Raw genomic sequence first — 16104 nt, forward strand, 5'->3', positions numbered from 1 at the left:
GCAGATCGAGGCTGTGAAGAAAACAGCACAGGAACAGGTTGAGTCTGCAAGAAAAGAAGCGCAGGAGCAGATTGAACGTGCGAAGAGAGAGGTACAGGATCGCGTGGAATCCGCGGAAAAAGCAGCACAGGATCGCGCTGCCAGGGCGGAGCAGACAGCCCGGGAGCAGGCAGAAGCTGCAAAGAAAGAGGCATTGGAACAGATTGCGGATGCAAAGAAGGAAGCAAACGATTTCCGTGGAGAAGCAGAGGTTTGGAAACAGGAGGCAGAAGATCAGCATCTGGCGGTCGAGTCATCCCAGAGTGAAATCGCTTCTTTGCAGGACAAGCTGGAGATTCTCAAACAACAGCTTGAAGAAGCAAGACAGGCGGCGACAGCTGTGCAGACGGAAAAATCGCAGCTGGAAGCACGTCTGATGCAGACGGAACAGGAAAAACAAAGTGTAAAAGAGCAGCTGAGCCAGCTGGAGCAGGAAAAACAGACGATAAAGAAAGATCTGGAAGAAAGCCTCCAGGAGGCAGGGGCAGCACGTGAGGAACTGGCAGCTGTCCGTCAGGCACAGGTGGAGGCATATATGAAGCGGAAGCCATTTCCCAAGAGACAGGGAACGGTGGAACTGAAAGATGCAATTCTGCGGTTATAATGGGTGAAATGATATGAAAAAAAAGGTGGAAATTCTGGCACCGGCGGGTTCCTTCGATAGCATGAAAGCGGCGGTTGCTGCGGGGGCGGACGCAGTCTATATGGGCGGCAGCCGTTTCGGAGCCAGGGCATATGCGGAAAATCCGGATGAAACGGGGATGCTGGAAGCGATCAACTACGTGCATCTTCATGGGCGCCAGCTTTATATGACGGTCAATACGCTGGTAAAGGAAGACGAGATGGATGACTTATACGACTATCTGCTTCCGTATTACCAGGCGGGACTGGATGCCGTGATCGTGCAGGACATGGGCGTATTTTCTTATATCCGGGAGCATTTTCCGGATTTGCCGGTTCATGCGAGCACACAGATGACGATTACAGGACCGGAGGGCGCGGCGCTTATGACGAGAATGGGCGCGGTCCGCATCGTTACAGCGCGTGAACTTTCATTGGAAGAGATACGCCGCATTTATCAGGAGACGGGCGTGGAGATAGAGAGCTTTGTTCACGGGGCTCTCTGTTACTGTTATTCGGGACAATGCCTGTTCAGCAGCCTGATCGGAGGCAGAAGCGGCAACCGGGGACGATGCGCTCAGACCTGCCGGCTTCCGTTTGATGTCCTTCGGCGGTTGGATGAGAACAACCCGAATGAAAACAAAAAACAAAAGAAAGAAAATGGCGTGTTAAATCCGGACGATTCCAAGTATGTGCTCAGTCTCAAGGATCTTTGTACGCTGGATATTTTGCCGGATATTCTGGAAGCAGGCGTTTATTCCTTGAAAATCGAGGGGCGCATGAAGAGTCCGCGCTATACGGCAGGCGTGGTGCGCCTGTACCGGAAATATGTAGATTTATATTTAAAGAATGGCAGAAAAGGTTACCGGGTTGACCCGAAAGACCGGAAGGAGCTGCTGGATCTGTTTGACCGCGGCGGTCAGACGTTAGGCTATTATACCGAGCACAATGGACGCGATATGGTGGTCTGCCATGAGAAACCGGCATTCCGCCAGGAAAACCGGGAACTTTACCAGTATCTGGACAAAACGTATGTGGAAGCAGAGGTGAAAGAACCGGTTCAGGGGTTTGCGCGTGTCTGTGAAGGCGAACCGCTGCAGCTGACGCTTCAATACGAAGATCCGCTGACGGGAGAAAGCCGGATGGCAGGCGGAATCGGAGCAGTTGTCCAGACGGCAGTGAAACAGCCGATGAGCAAGGAACGGATTGAGAAACAGCTCGGAAAAACGGGAAATACGCCGTATTATTTTGAAAATCTGGAAGTGGAGACAGGCGGCAGCCCCTTTGTGCCGGTGCAGGAGTTAAATGAACTCCGCCGCTCTGCGTTTGAGCAGCTGACCGAGGAGATACTGCGTCCATACCGCCGGGAGATACCGGAAAATAGGGCGTGCGGGACAGGAAAAGGATGGCAAAATCCGGAAGAAAAGAATCTGGAAGAAAATAACCAGACAGGTTCGGAATCAGAAAAAACCAGCCCGGCTCAGGACGTTGAACTCACAGCAGATTTACCTGTACAGAGCCAGAAAACGCTGTTTGAGAATAAAAAAGGGAATAAAACAGCTCTGTACCACATCCACGTTTCGGTCGAACACCCGGCACAGTTAAAAGTGGCGTTATCCGTACCAGAAGTCGGCGCCATCTATCTGGATAGCGCTGAATTTGGCGCCGAACAGTGGAACGAATGGGTATCACACTGCCATGAGGCAGACAAGCAGTGTCTTTTGGTAATGCCGCATATTTTCCGCGATCGGGCAAAGGAATATTTTGAAACACATCGTTCCAGGCTGGAATCGGCGGGATTTGACGGTCTTGTCATCCGGGCATGGGAAGAGCTGGAACTGGTGCGCGAGTGGAAGATTTCCATCCCGCTTGTGATGGATTATGGTATTTATACGATGAATCACCGGGCGGAGGATTTTGTGCGGGAGATGGCGCCGGAGCTTTCGATGCGTTTTACCCTTCCGGTCGAGCTCAACAGCCGGGAGTTGGAGGCGCGCGACAGCCGGGAACGGGAACTTCTCGTATATGGTTCGATCCCGGTCATGGTAACCGCCCAGTGCATCCGGAAAACAGTGGAAGGATGCAGTAAATGTCCGGAATATCTGTATCTGCGGGATCGCAAAAAGAAGGTATTTCCGGTAAGGAACCAGTGCCGTTTCTGCTGCAATACGATCTACAATTCCAGCCCCCTGTCGCTTTTGAAGGATAAAAAGCAGATAGACCGCCTGCAGCCGGAGGTGCTGCGTCTGGCATTTACGTCGGAGAGTGCGGCACAGACCGGGGAAGTGCTGGATGCCTACGTGAAGACCTTCCTCCATCAGGAACCGGTGGAGCTGGAGGGTGAATTTACAAGAGGTCATTTTAAGAGGGGCGTAGAGTAGCGTGTGTACCGGGAATCTTCCGGGTACACATGAAAAGGAGGATCACCATGATAAATCTTGTGACAACGATGTCCAGGTATCTGATGATATTGCTGATACTGATTTATACATATTATAATTTCCGCTTTTTTTCACTGCCGGATGACGAGTCGAAACTCCGGCTCTGTCGTCTGCAGAATGTACCGCTGTTTTTGATATTTCTTCTGTCGGGTACGATCATTTATCTACAAACCGAGGATGAGGCAGTTGTGCTGTTTTTCGGCGCGCAGCTTGTCTTTTTTGTCCTGTACCAGCTCTTATACCGGCTGTTTTACCGGAATGCGTCGAGACTGTTGCTGAACAACACGTGTATGCTTCTGTGCACCAGTTTTATCATGCTGACGCGCATCTCGATGGACAAGGCGGTCCGCCAGTTTATCATCATGGCAGTTGCGGCGGTTATCACAATGATTATACCATATGTGATAGATAGAACCTGGCAGCTCGCTAAGATACCGTGGGTGTACGGCCTGATAGGTCTGGCGCTGCTGCTGGTTGTCTGTGTGATCGGCAATACCAGCTTCGGCGCGCAGCTTTCGATCAGTATCGGCGGGTTTTCGTTCCAGCCGTCCGAGTTTGTTAAGATCAGCTTTGTATTCTTCGTGGCGACGATGTTTTACCGCTCAACGGAGTTTAAAAATGTGGCGATCACGACCGGCGTGGCGGCGGCGCACGTGTTGATTCTGGTGTTATCCAAGGATCTGGGAAGTGCGCTGATTTTTTTCCTCGCCTATGTCCTGATGCTGTTTATTGCAACCTCCAACTGGCTGTATCTGGCAGGCGGTCTTGGAAGCGGCTGTGCGGCTGCGATGCTGGCGTATAAGCTGTTTTCGCATGTGCGTGTCCGCGTGGAAGCATGGCAGGATCCGTGGAGTGACATCGCAGGAAAAGGATATCAGGTTACGCAGGCGCTCTTTGCGATCGGCACAGGCGGCTGGTTTGGCATGGGACTTTACCAGGGGATGCCGAAGAAGATACCGGTTGTCGAGAAGGACTTCATTTTTGCGGCGATCTCGGAGGAGTTGGGCGGCATCTATGCGCTCTGTATTCTCCTGATCTGTCTGGGCTGCTTCATGCAGTTCATGCTGATTGCGACCCGGATGCAGGCATTATTTTACAAGCTGATCGCGTTTGGTCTGGGAATTGAGTATGTGGTGCAGGTGTTCCTGACGATCGGCGGCGTGACCAAGTTTATCCCGTCCACCGGTGTGACGCTGCCACTTGTCAGCTACGGAGGCAGTTCGATTCTCAGCACATTTATCCTGTTTGGCGTGATACAGGGACTATATGTCCTGAAACGGAATGAGGAAGAAGAGGAGGAGCAGCAGTTTGATGAGGCAGAAGGATGAAATGGAAAGAACTGAAAATGCGAGAGCGCGTTCAAACCGTCATATTCTGTGGCTGACCTATGGGATTGCGGCGCTCTTTATCGCGATGGCCGTTTATTTTGGCTGGTTTATCCAGTTTAAGAGTGAAAATGTGATCGGCAGCTCTTATAATGCGAGACTCGATCTCCTCTCAGACCGGGTGACCCGCGGTTCGATTATGAGCAATGATAAAACGGTGCTGGCGCAGACGAACGTTGCAAGTGACGGAAGCGAGAAACGCTATTATCCGTATGATTATCTGTTTGTCCATTCGGTCGGATATTCTGGCAAAAATGGAAAAACAGGTCTGGAGTCGCTGGCGAATTTCTACCTGCTTTCCTCCCATGTGAATCTGATTGAGAAAACGATCAATGAATTTCAGGGGAAGAAAAATCTGGGCGACAATGTGATTACGACGCTCGATGTGGATCTGCAGCAGACGGCATCCGACGCGATCGGAAAACACCGGGGTGCGGTGATCGTCATGGAACCGGATACGGGAAAGATTTTAACGATGGTTTCCCAGCCGAATTTCAATGCGAATCTCGTCGATGAGCGCTGGGCAGAGTTGATATCGCCGGACAATACGAAGGCGCAGTTAGTCAACCGCGCGACGCAGGGCTTATATCCGCCGGGATCGACGTTCAAGATGCTGACGGTGCTGGAATATATGAAAGAGAACCCGAATACCTGGCAGGACTATGTGTATAATTGTAATGGCTCTTACCAGAATGGCGATTATACGATTAAATGTTACCACGGGACGGCACACGGGGCGCAGAACCTGATTCAGGCATTTGCCAATTCCTGCAACGGTGCGTTTGCGGAGATTGGAATGCAGATTAATTCAGAAAAATTCCGGGCGCTGGCAAATCAGATGCTCTTTAATTCGGAGCTTCCGTACACACTTCCGTACAACCAGAGCACATTTTCGCTCGACGGCAGTTCGGATGACTGGGAAAAGCTTCAGACCGCGATCGGACAGGGAAAAACCCAGATTACGCCGCTGCATAACCTGATGATTGTATCGGCGATCGCCAACGGCGGCACGCTGATGAAGCCATATATGATCGATCATGTTGAAAATGTGGGTGGTCAGACGGTCAAGAAGTTCCTTCCGTCCGCCTATGGAACCCTGATGTCTGCGAATGACGCACAGTTTCTGACGCATCTCATGAGCCAGGTGGTCGAGATTGGTACGGGTTCCGCGATGCGGGGGACATCCTATACGGTGGCCGGAAAAACCGGTTCCGCCGAGTTTGAGACAGGTAAGGAGACACATTCCTGGTTTGTCGGTTTCGCTCCGGCAGACAAGCCGAAGGTGGCGATCTGCGTGCTGGCAGAAGAGTCCGGTTCCGGCGGTGCGGTCGCTGCGCCGATCGCAAGACAGGTGCTGGATCGGTATTTTGCGAAATATGGGCAGTAGGACAAAAGAAAAGGGCAGGAAAGCGATTTGAAGCTTTTCCTGCCCTTTTTGTCTCAAATATGCATAGTCACATTTTATTTACACAACCGTTCCAGATCCCCATAGAATCCCGGATAGGAGATGTTCACGCAGTCTGCATCCAGAATTTCGGTCTCGCCGGAAGCGCCGAGTGCGGCAACGGCGAAGGTCATGGCGATGCGGTGATCCTTCTTGCTGTCGATCACAGCACCGTGCAGCGGCTTGCCGCCGTGGATGATCATGCCATCCTCGGTCTCGGTCACATCCGCGCCCATAGCAGTTAAATTCTCTACCATGACAGCAATGCGGTTTGACTCTTTTATCTTCAGTTCCGCGGCATCGCGTATGACGGTGGTTCCCTCGGCATAGCACGCCATCGCAGCGATCACCGGAAGCTCGTCGATGAGAGTCGGGATGATCGCACCCTCGATCGCGGTTCCAGTCAGCTTACCGGAGCGGACGAGCAGGTCGGCGGTCGGTTCGCCGGAGGCGGTGTTTACATTGAGAAGTTCGACGTCCGCGTTCATCGCCTTGCAGACGCGCAGGATGCCGTCGCGGGTCGGGTTGATACCGACATTTTTAATTAAGATTTCTGAATCCGGTACGATGAGTCCGGCTGCGATAAAAAAGGCAGCGGAGGAGATATCGCCCGGAACCAGAATTTTCTGTCCATAGAGCTGTTTTGCCGGCTGTAAAATCGCGGTGGTTCCTTCTGTGTGGATGTCTGCGCCGAATGCGGACAGCATCCGTTCACTGTGATCGCGGGAAATGTACGGTTCGGTCACACGGGTTTCTCCGTCGGCATACAGACCTGCCAGCAGAATCGAGGATTTGACCTGGGCGGAGGCAACCGGAGAATTATAATGGATGCCGTGCAGCGGTGAGCCGGTGATATGGAGCGGCGCGCAGCCATTTCCATTGACACTCTCGATCTTTGCGCCCATCTGGGAGAGAGGATCGATGATGCGCTTCATCGGACGTTTCTGGATGGAAGCGTCGCCGGTCAGTGTTGTGTCAAATTTCTGGGCCGAGAGAATGCCGGAGATCAGGCGCGTTGTGGTTCCGCTGTTGCCGCAGTCTAAAACGGAGTCTGGGGCAGTCAGCCCGTGCAGCCCACGTCCGTGGACGAGAACGGTCTCGCCCTGATTTTCGATCGAGATTCCCATTTTGGAAAAACAGGAGATCGTGGAGAGACAGTCTGCGCCCTGCAGGAAGCCGTGGATTTCGGTCAGTCCGTCCGCAAGAGCGCCGAACATGACGCTGCGGTGGGAGATGGACTTGTCTCCCGGAACGGTCAGTTCGCCCCGGAGAGAAGATGTATGGGTAAATTTCATTGAGTTCATAGTTGTACCTGCCTAAACATTAATGTTGAAAGTTAAGTTTGAAACATACATTGCAGTCTACGCGAACAGCGTGTAATTGTATTTCTTCAAACGCGCCCACGCCGCTTCCATCGAAGCCTTGTCGTAGAAGCTGATCCGCAGCGCGCCCTCGCCATGCTCACGGTTGTGGCTGATGCCGATATTTTTGATACTGATTCCTTTACCGGAGAGGATCGAGGAAATGATGGAGATAGCACCTGGCTCGTCCACCACGTCGGCGGAGAAGGCATATTCCGGCTGTATCGATCCTTTTGGAATTTCTGCAAACGAATTCCGGTAGTCGCGGGAGGACTCAAACAGCTGGTAGATGGCTCTAGACTGGTGGTCGGACAGTTCTTCCCGCAATGTCGTCAGGGAATCAATGTAGCGATCCAGCACCTCAGTGATATTGCCTGTGTTCGTCATGCAGATCTGTTCCCACATGACCGGAGAAGAGGAGGCAATACGGGTGATATCCTTGAAACCTCCGGCAGCCAGCCGTTTCATCATCTGATCCTCGCTGTCGCAGTCGTGTACCAGGTTGACCAGGCTGGAGGCGATGAGGTGCGGCAGATGGCTGATCGCCGCGACAATGAAATCATGACGATGGTAATCCAGCACCAGGGGCAGCGCACCGATCGCCTTTGCCACATTCACCATACGGTCAGTGTGGGAAGCTGGGGTGTGCGGTGTCGGGGTAATGATATAGTATGCATTTTCCAGCAAATGGTCGGTTGAACTCTCGTAGCCGGTCTTTTCCGAGCCAGCCATCGGGTGTCCGCCGACGAAGCAGCTTTCCATGCCAAGCGCGGCAACGGTCTCATGAATGCTGGTCTTGGTGCTTCCGACGTCAGTCACAACCGCGCTTTCCTTTAAGAACGGGCGGATCTGGCGCAGATAGGATTCATTAAATTCAACCGGTGTGCACAGGAAAATGATGTCGCACTCGCTTAAATGCTCGTCCACGCCGTCCAGAATCAGGTCAACAATGCCGTCTGCATGTGCCTGTTCCAATTTTTCGCGGGTCCGCATATAAGCCATGATCTGAATATCCGGGGCGCTGCGTTTCAAACCTCTGGCGATAGAGCCGCCGATCAGACCGAGTCCGATGAAACCGGCGGTAAGATGATTAATCGGTGTATTCATAGCAATTACGCTCTCTTTCATAAGTAGTATAGTAAAAAAATGAAACTAGAAATTATTGTAGAATAGAACAAGTCACTTGTCAACGATTTTACGCGTTGAAGTGAAAAAGAATTTTTTTACATCTGTTTATTACTAAATTTGCGAAAATGCGATTGATTTCACCGCCTTTGAACAGGGAAATTGTCGCATTTTCAATGCTTTTCAAAATAAAACGAATAAATTTTGTATAAAGGTGTTGTTTTGCTTGAAATTTTCTCTATTTTCTTGTACAATATGAACAGAGGTTAAAATACAAGAAAAAAACATCAAAATAAATAGACGGGAGGACTTAACTATGAACGTGTATGGGACAAAACAAATCCGCAATGTAGTGTTACTGGGGCACGGCGGTGCCGGCAAGACAACGGTAGCAGAGGCGCTGGCACTGGTAACAGGTACTACCAAGAGAATGGGAAAAGTTCCGGAAGGAACCACCATCAGCGATTATGATAAAGAAGAAATCAAGAGACAGTTCTCTATCTCCACCACGCTGATTCCGTTGGAGTATCAGGGAGAAGATGGACCGATCAAGATTAACCTGTTAGATACCCCTGGCTATTTTGATTTTGTGGGAGAAGTAGAGGAAGCTATCAGTGTAGCAGATGCAGCAATCATCGTTGTAAACTGCAAGGCTGGCATCGAAGTCGGAACCGAGAAGGCATGGGAACTCTGTGAAGAGTACAACCTGCCGCGCCTGTTCTTCGTTACCAACATGGATGACGATCAGGCAAGCTTCCGTGAGCTGATCTTAAAACTGGAGAAACAGTTTGGCCGTAAGATCGCGCCGTTCCAGGTGCCGATCCGTGAAAATGAAAAATTTGTCGGCTTTGTCAATGCGGTAAAGATGGAAGGCCGCCGTTTCACCCATTTAAGCGAATATGAGAAATGCGAGATTCCGGAGTACACCAAGAAGAACCTCGGCATCATCCGTGATGCGCTGATCGAGGCAGTGGCAGAGACGAGTGAAGAATATATGGAGCGCTATTTCTCCGGTGAAGAATTTACACAGGAAGAGATCGCACAGGCGCTGCGCGAGCACGTAAGTGAGGGCAACATCGTTCCGGTTATGATGGGTTCCGGTGTCAATGCACAGGGCTTCGCATATTTGCTGCAGGCGATCGATAAATACTTCCCGTCACCGGACAAGTTCGAGTGTGTCGGTGTCGATGTATCGACCGCAGAGCGCTTTACCGCTAAATATAATGACGATGTATCCCTGTCGGCACGTGTTTTCAAGACTGTGGTTGACCCGTTCATCGGCAAATACTCCCTGATGAAGATTTGTACCGGTACCTTAAAACCAGATACCGTTATCTACAATGTAAATAAAGACGCTGAAGAGAAAGTTCAGAAAGTATATGTTCTCCGCGGCAAGGATGTCATCGAGGTTCCGGAATTAAAGGCGGGCGATATCGGCGCAGTTGCCAAATTAAACGTTACTCAGACCGGCGATACCATCGCAGTCCGCACGGCTCCGATTGTATACCACAAACCGAAGATTTCTACCCCGTATACCTACATGGCATACGCAGCTAAGACCAAAGGCGATGAGGACAAGATCTCCAGTGCACTGGCGAAGATGATGGACGAAGATCTGACACTCAGAAGCGTCAGCGATACCGAGAACCGTCAGACCTTACTTTACGGCATCGGCGAGCAGCAGCTCGAAGTCGTTGTCAGCAAGCTGCAGGCAAGATATAAAGTAGACATTGTGCTCAGCAAACCGAAATTTGCATTCCGCGAGACACTTCGCAAGAAAGTAGAAGCACAGGGCAAATATAAGAAACAGTCCGGTGGACATGGACAGTACGGCGATGTTAAGATGTCCTTCGAGCCGTCCGGCGATCTGGAGACACCATATGTATTCGAAGAGAAGGTATTTGGCGGTGCCGTTCCAAAGAACTACTTCCCGGCAGTTGAGAAAGGTATTCAGGAATGCGTACAGAAGGGTCCGTTGGCTGGATATCCGGTTGTCGGTGTGAAAGCAACCCTGTTAGATGGTTCCTATCATCCGGTTGACTCCTCCGAGATGGCATTCAAGATGGCAGCGACGCTGGCATTCAAGAAAGCGTTCATGGAAGCGAATCCAGTTCTCCTTGAGCCGATCGCATCTCTGAAAGTAACCGTTCCGGATAAATTCACCGGCGATGTTATGGGCGATCTGAACCGCAGAAGAGGTCGTGTTCTCGGTATGAACTCCAACCATCACGGCAAACAGATCATCGAGGCAGATATCCCGATGTCCGAGCTGTTTGGTTATAACACCGATCTTCGTTCCATGACCGGCGGTATCGGTGAATTCTCCTATGAGTTCAGCCGCTACGAGCAGGCTCCGGGCGATGTACAGAAGAGAGAAGTGGAGGCGAGAGCAGCAGAAGCTGAATAATGGCAGATGAAGTGCTTACCGTTTCGGTCAAAAATATGATATTCTTATATAAATAAGCAGAAAACCGCCGCAGGCGGCTGAGTGGATCGATACCGATTCATCAAGGCTGTCAGCGGCGGCTTTCTCTTTCTGGAAGGTCTTTCGGATCGATATGGTTATAGGCTGTGCTTGAATTGAACAAAGCGCTGCGAATGTTATCGATGGGACAGGCGAGAAGTTAAGGCAGTGAATGCGGATGCTAAATTGCTACGAATTGCGTGCTTTTGGAATTTTCAAAAAGAAGGTTATAAATTGTAAGAAAATAGAAAAGACTACCCACCTGTAAAAAGGTATAATGTTGCAAAGAGAACAACTTATACAGACAGGTGGGTGGTCTTTTTATGATAGAGAAAAATGAGAAAAGCGGGGAACTCATGGAAGTAAAAGAACAGGCAAAAACAGTTCGGAAACACCCGGAGCGGATGATCGTGCGTATCTGGCTGGTGCTGGCGCTTATTTGTCTGCTGGCGGGTCTGATCGCCCAGTATACGTTCCGGCTGAAAGAACCGCTGTTTCTGCACTACAGCCAGTCGGCCTATCTGGGCTGTGGGCTGGACGGAGTAGAAACTTCGGAGGATGGAATCGTTCCATCTGTGTCAAGTGAGGCGCTTGAAGAAGAAAGTACCGATTCCGATGTGAAAGTTGGAGTTTTAGACAAAGGTGTGAAAGACCTGAATGCGAATATGGAATTGGAGAATACAGTGTCCTTATATGCACTAGGGGAAGAAAATGTGGATGAGACAGATGAAACTTCGGATGTATGGTATACACAGGTAAATTTTGCCTATCTGACGGATGTGACGGATGAGATCTGTGTGAGAGAAATTCGTTTTTCAGAGTTGCCTGAACTTCAAATGCAGGAAATGCGGGAGACAGTCCAGTCAGCGGGACAGTATGCGCTTCATCGCCTGGATGCTACGCTTTCGATTGAAGATCCGCAGCATAACGGGATCCGTCAGTGGAGAATCCTGACGCGGGCGCAGGTGCTCTATTCAGATGGAAACACAGCGGACGTAAAAATTGGTAATCTGGTACTGATTGCAAATCCGGAGGGCGGGAGCGCCCTGGAAAATCCAAGTTCCAGCGCCAATTCAGATGGAACGGCCACACAGGTTTACACCGTTCAGAAAGATGGAACCATCGAAGTAAAAGGCTGCATTGCGTCAGCCGGGGAGATGGAAAATTTTTCGATGACCTTAAATGGAGAGCCTATCCCAGCCCAAAAAGAAGGGGAAGATCCGAAACGGCTGACAGTAAAAACGGGTGATGTGCTGACGTTCCAGAGCCATTGGATTGGCAAAGAGGAAGACCAGTCGCCGCAGGTATTTCATTCAGGAGTTGCAGTGCTTTCATATATCGGCAAAGATGGCGGGGAGCAGGTTCTTTCATTTGAAAATGAATACAGGAAGAGAAGGGAGCTTCGCTTTATTGATGTGTGGAAATATCTGCTGAAAGAGGAGGCATTTAAGTGAAAACGGGAGATCATAAGATTTTAGCCGGTCTGATTCTTGCTTCGATTCATATTAATCTGTTCCATGTGATGCTGCTGCCGCCCTGCATCGGGTTCCTGATTTTATATATCGGGATTCTCCAGAAAGAGCGGCAGGCTGGATTTTTCCAGATGGATGTAAAAGAGATGAGAGTGTACCGGGCAGCAGGGGCGGCGCTTGTGCTGGTGACTGCTTTTTCTAGCTTCCTGTCCATGTTCTGGAGGCGGCCGGACGGAACCATCTGGTCGCTGATTCCGTGTATGCTGGAATATGTGGTGCTCTATGGACTGATGGAAAGCTACACCGCAGGTTCGCCCAGACATTCCTATCACTCCGAACTGTGCTGTGGATATGCTATGGTAATGGGAGCAGCACTGTGTGGGTACGCAGTCAGCCTGATTCTGCATATCGCGCTGTGGCAGCTCTTTGCGTCTATGATTATTCTGGTCTGCCGGTTTATGGTGGTTATGGTTGTTATAGGGGCGAAGAAAGAGGCATAAAAAATAAAAAGCCGTAATCAGATATACTCGCCCATGGGATTAAACTCATGAGCGAAAGTATAAGGTTACGGCTTTTCTATGTTGAAAATTCTGGTTTTCAAATAATCAAAGATAACATGGAATGTTGATGTTTCGGTTCCGATGTATCTTTCCAATTTTTATTTAAAATTCTCCTCCGCATACCGGCGCAGCTCATCACGGAAATCCGGGTGTGCGATGGCGATCATGGCATCCGCTCGTTCTTTTAAGGTAAGCCCGGTCAGTTTTGCGATACCGTATTCGGTCGCCACGTACTGAATCATGGTACGCGGTGCAGATACGGTGCTGCCGCCCGGAATGAACGGTACGATGTTGGATTTTAAGGAGCCATCTTTTTTCTTGTGGGTGGAAGCAAGGCAGATAAAGCCCTTGCCTCCCTCGGAGCGGAATGCGCCCTCCAGGAAATCCATCTGTCCGCCGATACCGGAGAGCTGTCGGGTGCCGGCAGACTCGGCATTTTCCTGTCCCATCAGATCCAGCTCGACACCACCGTTGATACTGATGACATTTTTCATCTCACCGATGCGGTACGGGGAGTGGACGTAATCGACGTCAGCCGGATGGAAGAGCTGCGGCTCATTATCCAGCCAGTCATATAATTCCTGAGAGCCCATGGCAAGGTTCCAGGTAGAATAACCGTTGTCAATTTCCTTCTTCTTGTTGGTCAGCTTGCCAGCCTTATAGAGGGCTAAAAAAGCATCGCTGATGGTGCCGGTGTGGCAGCCGAGGTCGGTTTTGTCGGACTGTGCCAGCATATTGGCAACGGTAAACGGAACGCCGCCGACGCCCAGGGAAAGGACAGCGCCGTCCGGGATCTCCTCAACGACACGTTTGGCAATCTCAATATCAATGGCGCTCGGATCGCGGTAGGTGCGGATCGGAAGCGGCTCATGCTCGCCCTCGACGATGAAATCTGCCTCTGAGAGGTGGACACGGTGGGAACCATCGACGCCCTGTAAGCGCGGGAGGCGCTCATTGATCTCGAAGATGACGGTGCGCGCATTCTCAAAGATGGTGCGCCATGCATAGTTGGAAATACCCAGTCCGCAGCAGCCGTCCGCATCTGGTCTGGAAACCGGTACAAAGGCAACATCCACGCGAATGTGGTGGCGGTACATTTCCGGCAGGGAACGCAGCATCATCGGCATAAACTTGCAGAGCCCACGGGTCTGCAGCTTGCGCTCATAATCGCCGATGTGCCAGCTGTAGTAGCTGAATGCTTTCTGCTCCGGGTCGCTTTCGACAACCTCGATGCGCGGGCGGATGACTAAACCACCGCGGATCTTGACATCGGTCAGCTCATCCCTGCGTGCTGCCAGCGCACGGTCGAGAAGCTCCGGAAATCCAGCGCCAAAGCCATAATCCACCCAGTCGCCCGGCTGAACAGCCTTGACGGCGGTCTCAGCACTTACAAATTTGCCTGCGTAATTGTTAGACATAGTAAAAATCCTCCATCGGTATGAAATTCATAATTTTCTAGTTTCCATCATATCCCAGAAAGCGCTTTTTTGCAACTTCCAAAGACAATTCCAAAAGACAATTTTTAAGCTGGGTTTTAAGATAAGTTTAATACGGAAATAGTTGACAAAATAGGTGTTTATGATAAAATTAAGTGTTTATAATTAAGAGTTGGTCTTTTACACAGCAGGCAGAAGTGCCTGTATTTTTATGTAATAGGAAATTCCTTGGAATCCCCTATTACACAAAAAGGCACTAACGTGCCAATGATGTGCACTTGCGCGAAGCAGAAACATGTCGCAAGCGACCGCGCTCGGCGCGAGAATGTGACTGTAAAGAATACAACAAATATAGAAAGAGAGGAGTTACGACAAATGAAAACAAATACGGATTTATTTGAAAAAACACCCGTACCGAAGGCGGTCGCAACCATGGCGGTTCCGACCATGATTTCCATGCTGGTGGTTGTTATCTATAACATGGCGGATACATTTTTCATCGGTCAGACGAAGGATCCGCTGCAGGTGGCGGCAGTTTCGCTGGCAACGCCGGTCTTTATGATTTTTATGGCATTAGGCCATCTGTTCGGTATCGGCGGCAGCTCAGCGATATCGAGAGCACTGGGAGAACGCCATAAAGATCGGGCATGTCATATCAGTTCATTCTGCTGCTATGGATCCCTGGGGCTGGGCGTCATAGTGGCTATCCTGTCTGTACTTGGAATGGAAACCATTCTGCATCTCATCGGTGCCAGTGTAAATACGATCGGTTTTGCGAGACAGTACCTGGCGATTATTGCAATCGGCGCGCCGTTTATTATGTTTTCAACTGCATTTGCGAATATTCTGCGGGGAGAAGGCGCATCGAGAGAATCGATGGTCGGAAACCTGATAGGTACCGTAGTAAATATTATTTTGGATCCGATCATGATCCTGGTGCTTGGCTGGGGAGTGACCGGTGCAGCGCTTGCGACGATCATCGGCAATATTGCGGCCTGTCTTTACTATATTGCTTATTATCTACGGGGAAAATCGACACTGTCGATTCATTTTCGTGATTTTAAGATGGGAGATGGAATCGCTTCCGGCGTGGCAGGGATCGGTATTCCGGCTTCCTTAAATAACATCCTGATGAGCTTTGCCAATATTATCCTGAACCAGGCGCTGGTCGGCTACGGTGACACACCGGTAGCGGCGATGGGGGTTGCGATGAAATCCAATATGCTTGTTGTCCTGCTGCAGATTGGTCTCTGCGTGGGAATCCAGCCGCTGGTCGGTTATAATTATGGAGCGCGCAACAAGAAACGCCTGATGTCGGTATTCAAATTTACAGGACTTGTATCGGTTATTATGGGAACGATTCTGACATTGATTATGATTGTCGCAAGAAAGACAATGATTCAGATGTTTATTAATGATGCGGAAGTTGTCCAGTATGGTATTCAGATGGTGGTTGCCCTGCAGCTTTCTGCGCCACTCCTTGGTATCTTATTCCTCTGCATCAATACGATCCAGGGAATGGGAAAAGCGCTTCCGTCGCTGATTCTTACGATCTGCCGCCAGGGACTGATTTTTATTCCGCTGATTTTCGTGCTGAATGCGATGTTTGGCCTGGATGGAGTTATCTATGCACAGCCGGCGGCGGATTATCTGTCGATTGTGGTGGCGATTTTGATTTGCACACATCTGTTCCGGACGATGGATCATAGAGAAGAGAAAGCAGAAGGCTGAGAAGATTCAATAGATTCAATAAGGA

Annotated in this window: 11 protein-coding genes; 8 read left to right on the forward strand and 3 right to left on the reverse strand. The window is 50.3% G+C overall.

Going from position 1 to position 16104, the window contains the following annotated elements; genetic code table 11:
• The 4 genes from DWZ76_RS15060 to DWZ76_RS08445 all read left to right on the forward strand — a co-directional run.
• On the forward strand, positions 1 to 643 hold a 643-nt coding region (locus DWZ76_RS15060; protein WP_182431296.1), incomplete at its 5' end, for a hypothetical protein.
• Positions 644 to 656: 13 nt separating this feature from the next.
• Complete coding sequence (locus DWZ76_RS08435) at positions 657 to 3041, forward strand: DUF3656 domain-containing protein (protein ID WP_118472421.1); 2385 nt, start codon at positions 657 to 659, stop codon at positions 3039 to 3041.
• 47 nt (positions 3042 to 3088) lie between these two features.
• Entirely contained in the window at positions 3089 to 4429 is a 1341-nt protein-coding gene (locus DWZ76_RS08440) for an FtsW/RodA/SpoVE family cell cycle protein (protein WP_117795001.1), read from the forward strand.
• Positions 4413 to 5873, forward strand: a complete 1461-nt coding sequence (locus tag DWZ76_RS08445) for a penicillin-binding transpeptidase domain-containing protein (RefSeq protein ID WP_118472422.1) — start codon at positions 4413 to 4415, stop codon at positions 5871 to 5873. Before DWZ76_RS08440 ends, DWZ76_RS08445 begins: the two co-directional genes overlap by 17 nt.
• A gap of 74 nt (positions 5874 to 5947) precedes the next feature.
• On the opposite strand, the gene aroA is transcribed toward DWZ76_RS08445, so the two are convergent.
• Positions 5948 to 7225 (reverse strand): 3-phosphoshikimate 1-carboxyvinyltransferase, encoded by a 1278-nt coding sequence (gene aroA, locus DWZ76_RS08450; RefSeq protein WP_118472496.1) that lies wholly within the window; start codon positions 7223 to 7225, stop codon positions 5948 to 5950.
• Between the two features lie 66 nt (positions 7226 to 7291).
• Positions 7292 to 8398: a prephenate dehydrogenase gene (locus DWZ76_RS08455; protein ID WP_118472423.1), complete on the reverse strand. Its 1107-nt coding sequence runs from the start codon at positions 8396 to 8398 to the stop codon at positions 7292 to 7294.
• Between the two features lie 334 nt (positions 8399 to 8732).
• Between DWZ76_RS08455 and DWZ76_RS08460 the strand changes: the two genes are divergently transcribed.
• From DWZ76_RS08460 to DWZ76_RS08470, 3 genes are all read left to right on the forward strand, one after another.
• A complete protein-coding gene (locus DWZ76_RS08460; RefSeq protein ID WP_118467340.1) occupies positions 8733 to 10823 on the forward strand; it encodes an elongation factor G in 2091 nt (696 codons plus the stop codon).
• A 380-nt stretch (positions 10824 to 11203) separates the two neighbouring features.
• On the forward strand, positions 11204 to 12334 hold the full coding sequence (locus DWZ76_RS08465; RefSeq protein ID WP_118472424.1) for a hypothetical protein: 1131 nt from the start codon (positions 11204 to 11206) through the stop codon (positions 12332 to 12334).
• A complete protein-coding gene (locus DWZ76_RS08470; RefSeq protein WP_107001643.1) occupies positions 12331 to 12852 on the forward strand; it encodes a hypothetical protein in 522 nt (173 codons plus the stop codon). Before DWZ76_RS08465 ends, DWZ76_RS08470 begins: the two co-directional genes overlap by 4 nt.
• Positions 12853 to 13010: 158 nt before the next feature.
• On the opposite strand, the gene DWZ76_RS08475 is transcribed toward DWZ76_RS08470, so the two are convergent.
• Positions 13011 to 14330 (reverse strand): acetyl-CoA hydrolase/transferase C-terminal domain-containing protein, encoded by a 1320-nt coding sequence (locus DWZ76_RS08475; protein ID WP_118467344.1) that lies wholly within the window; start codon positions 14328 to 14330, stop codon positions 13011 to 13013.
• Between the two features lie 393 nt (positions 14331 to 14723).
• Here DWZ76_RS08475 and DWZ76_RS08480 point away from each other — a divergent pair, with 393 nt between their 5' ends.
• Positions 14724 to 16079, forward strand: a complete 1356-nt coding sequence (locus tag DWZ76_RS08480) for an MATE family efflux transporter (protein ID WP_118472425.1) — start codon at positions 14724 to 14726, stop codon at positions 16077 to 16079.
• The last annotated feature ends 25 nt before the right edge of the window (positions 16080 to 16104 follow it).

Source organism: Clostridium sp. AF35-15, from assembly GCF_003477745.1.
Classification (GTDB): Bacteria; Bacillota; Clostridia; order Lachnospirales; family Lachnospiraceae; genus Otoolea; species Otoolea fessa.

Bases quoted from the DNA above. Each gene is read 5' to 3' on its own strand.
- DWZ76_RS08435 (WP_118472421.1), top strand. From the start codon at position 657: ATGAAAAAAAAGGTGGAAATTCTGGCACCGGCGGGTTCCTTCGATAGC.
- DWZ76_RS08440 (WP_117795001.1), top strand. From the start codon at position 3,089: ATGATAAATCTTGTGACAACGATGTCCAGGTATCTGATGATATTGCTG.
- DWZ76_RS08445 (WP_118472422.1), top strand. From the start codon at position 4,413: ATGAGGCAGAAGGATGAAATGGAAAGAACTGAAAATGCGAGAGCGCGT.
- aroA (WP_118472496.1), bottom strand. From the start codon at position 7,225: ATGAAATTTACCCATACATCTTCTCTCCGGGGCGAACTGACCGTTCCG.
- DWZ76_RS08455 (WP_118472423.1), bottom strand. From the start codon at position 8,398: ATGAATACACCGATTAATCATCTTACCGCCGGTTTCATCGGACTCGGT.
- DWZ76_RS08460 (WP_118467340.1), top strand. From the start codon at position 8,733: ATGAACGTGTATGGGACAAAACAAATCCGCAATGTAGTGTTACTGGGG.
- DWZ76_RS08465 (WP_118472424.1), top strand. From the start codon at position 11,204: ATGATAGAGAAAAATGAGAAAAGCGGGGAACTCATGGAAGTAAAAGAA.
- DWZ76_RS08475 (WP_118467344.1), bottom strand. From the start codon at position 14,330: ATGTCTAACAATTACGCAGGCAAATTTGTAAGTGCTGAGACCGCCGTC.
- DWZ76_RS08480 (WP_118472425.1), top strand. From the start codon at position 14,724: ATGAAAACAAATACGGATTTATTTGAAAAAACACCCGTACCGAAGGCG.